We start from the raw sequence: 2,671 nt of genomic DNA on the forward strand, positions 1-2,671 counted from the left end.
CCATGCCACGAAATTAGCATCATGCTAGCAAGTTAAGCGAACACTGACATGATAAATTAGTGGTTAGCTATATTTTTTTACTTTGCAACAGAACCATTACGAAACATTGTCATTTACCTGATGAAAATAGAACACGTATTTATCAATTTTCTCAACTTATATCTCATTTTAATTTGGTTAATAAACAAGATTGGGTTTCATTCCCTAAGTATGATTTTATCCAAAGAATTTATTACGATTACTTTGAAAAAAATATCATTGATTACTCAACATGTGAAATAGCTCTAAACACTTTTGAGTTACATTATCCAAACTATTTATACAAAAACAATAGTGGTTTAGTTATTAAACATGACTCAGCAAGTATATTATCTGTTACTGATCATCGCGACCCTATAACAGATGATGGGGTGAAAAACGGCATTGAAAAAATAGAACATGCTATTGGTTTATTATTAGAAATCAACACCTATAAATATACGCAAGGATTGTTCAATTCTCATAATATTGAAAAGTTACTTGAATACTTTAAGTGTCACAAAATTAGTTTAAATCACTTGAGTTCTAATACATTAATCCCTTTATCAACATTGCAAAACCTACATAAGGATCCATCGAAATTATACTTTAAAGATATTCAAACACTGTGTAACTATTTAGATTTTTCAATCAATGAAATTTCAAATTATACTAGCGACATTCAAGATAATATTGACGCTAAAAATATAGGTGAGAACCTAGCGAAGTTAGCTAACACTTGTGAAGTTGAATCATTTAATCAACTATATTATCTAACGTCACAAGAAACACAATTACTCATTCCAAAATATTGTTATGAAGCATTTATACGACAAATGAAAAAAGACTTAAATAGAGGCAGTGATGAGACAATGCTTTTCATGGAATTTAAGCAGTTTATTTTTCAATGGCACTATTTTAATAAACTTAAAACTTTATTGTCTCAAAAATTGAACGGAAAGCTTGGAAAAAGTATGTTTTATATATTTCCTAAAACGGAAATAGAATCTGAATTAGGTAAAAGGCTTTATCCAAGTAATGCAGTTAATCTATTAGGTACTTTAGCATTAAAAAGAATTTCAGAGTTTGATAATATGAGTAATAAAGAGCTTCAAGAAATCATAATTCTTAATATCCCATTTCTCAAATCTATATAACTACTAAGGATGTGTACAAAATGCTTGAAAGCAAAAGATTAATTATGACTAAACCACAATTATCTTACTCAGAAGAATTATATGAAATCCACTCTAATAAAATAGCAACTCAATATACTCCAAAGCGAAGACATAAAACGATAAACGATACTAAAAATATGTTGAACAAATGGATAACCCATTGGGATGACCATAATTACGGATATTTTGTGATTATTAAAAAAGAAAACAAGACAGCTATAGGTAGTGGTGGCGCAGAAAAAATGGAATTTGCCAACAAAGAATACTTCAATTTATATTATCGGTTGGACCCTAAAGAAACTGGCAATGGATATGCAACTGAAGCTATCAAAACAATAATGAATTGGCTAAAAACTAAAATAGATAATAATTTAGATTTCGTAATAAGAACTGACGTAAATAACATATCTTCTGTAAAATTAGCCGAAAAATTAGGTTTTAAAAAAGATTCTAATTTTGATAATTATGTAGACCAAGGAGATATTTTTTTCTTTAAATAATATAAGCAAATTTCAAAAATGCTTTATTCCAATTGCTTTATTGACGTTGAGCCTCGGAACCCTTAACAATCCCAAAACTTGTCGAATGGTCGGCTTAATAGCTCACGCTATGCCGACATTCGTCTGCAAGTTTAGTTAAGGGTTCTTCTCAACATCAATAAATTTTCTCGGCATAAATGCGTGTTCTTGTTATAATATGGACTCAACATTTAGGGTGTTTATTAACAGTAGTTTTTGCACTGTTCTCTTTCTAATCTACTTTGCAAAAACAAATAACAATCGGGTCTACTTTGTACACTTTGTCTACTAGGTAGACCCGATTGTTATTGCTTTACAGGTCTAAAATTCGTCGTTATAATCTAGTTAAATCCCGTAAGGGCGCACTTATACGTCGAATAAATCGACGTGTGCAAAACTATAATCGACCTTCGTCGATTTTTTATCTTAGTTTTAAGTAATCGGTGTTGTAGCACAGATATAAAAATTAATACTACATTTATTAGAATCGGCGTTGTGGCGCAGATATAAAAATTAATACTGCACGAACTAGAATCGACGTTGTAGCGTAGATATAAAAATTAATACTGCATCGAAATTTAACTAAGATTTAAGCTACTAGTTTTTTGCTAGTAGTTTTTTTATTTTTAAAATTTTAAATGCCTTTATTTTGAATTTTAAGGGGGCATTTTAAAGATTTAGGGGTAAATCATATAGTTTCATACCTAAAAACCTACATAAGCTTTTAAAACGCAAATATGAGCCAAATAAATATATCTTAATTTCACAAACTAAAATTCGAGCAAAACCAGTGACTATTTTTTAGACACTGCCCATTTATATGCAAACTTAAAAGTTAGCAAACTGGGCAGAAAAAAATAAACACTGCCCATTTATATGCAAACTTAAAAGTTAGCAAACTGGGCAGAAAAAAATAAACACTGCCCATTTATATGCAAACTTAAAAGTTAGCAAACT

2 protein-coding genes are annotated in these 2,671 nt (G+C 29.7%); both read left to right on the top strand.

What is annotated here, in order from left to right:
• Positions 1 to 59: 59 nt before the first annotated feature.
• Positions 60 to 1,175, top strand: a complete 1,116-nt coding sequence (locus ABZW16_RS43620) for a helix-turn-helix domain-containing protein (RefSeq protein ID WP_176719353.1) — start codon at positions 60 to 62, stop codon at positions 1,173 to 1,175.
• Between the two features lie 20 nt (positions 1,176 to 1,195).
• A complete protein-coding gene (locus tag ABZW16_RS43625) occupies positions 1,196 to 1,696 on the top strand; it encodes a GNAT family N-acetyltransferase (protein ID WP_354962042.1) in 501 nt (166 codons plus the stop codon).
• Positions 1,697 to 2,671 lie beyond the last annotated feature (975 nt).

This window comes from Nocardia sp. NPDC004604 (genome assembly GCF_040609795.1).
Lineage (GTDB): Bacteria > Actinomycetota > Actinomycetes > Mycobacteriales > Mycobacteriaceae > Nocardia.

Bases quoted from the DNA above. Each gene is read 5' to 3' on its own strand.
- ABZW16_RS43625 (WP_354962042.1), top strand. From the start codon at position 1,196: ATGCTTGAAAGCAAAAGATTAATTATGACTAAACCACAATTATCTTAC.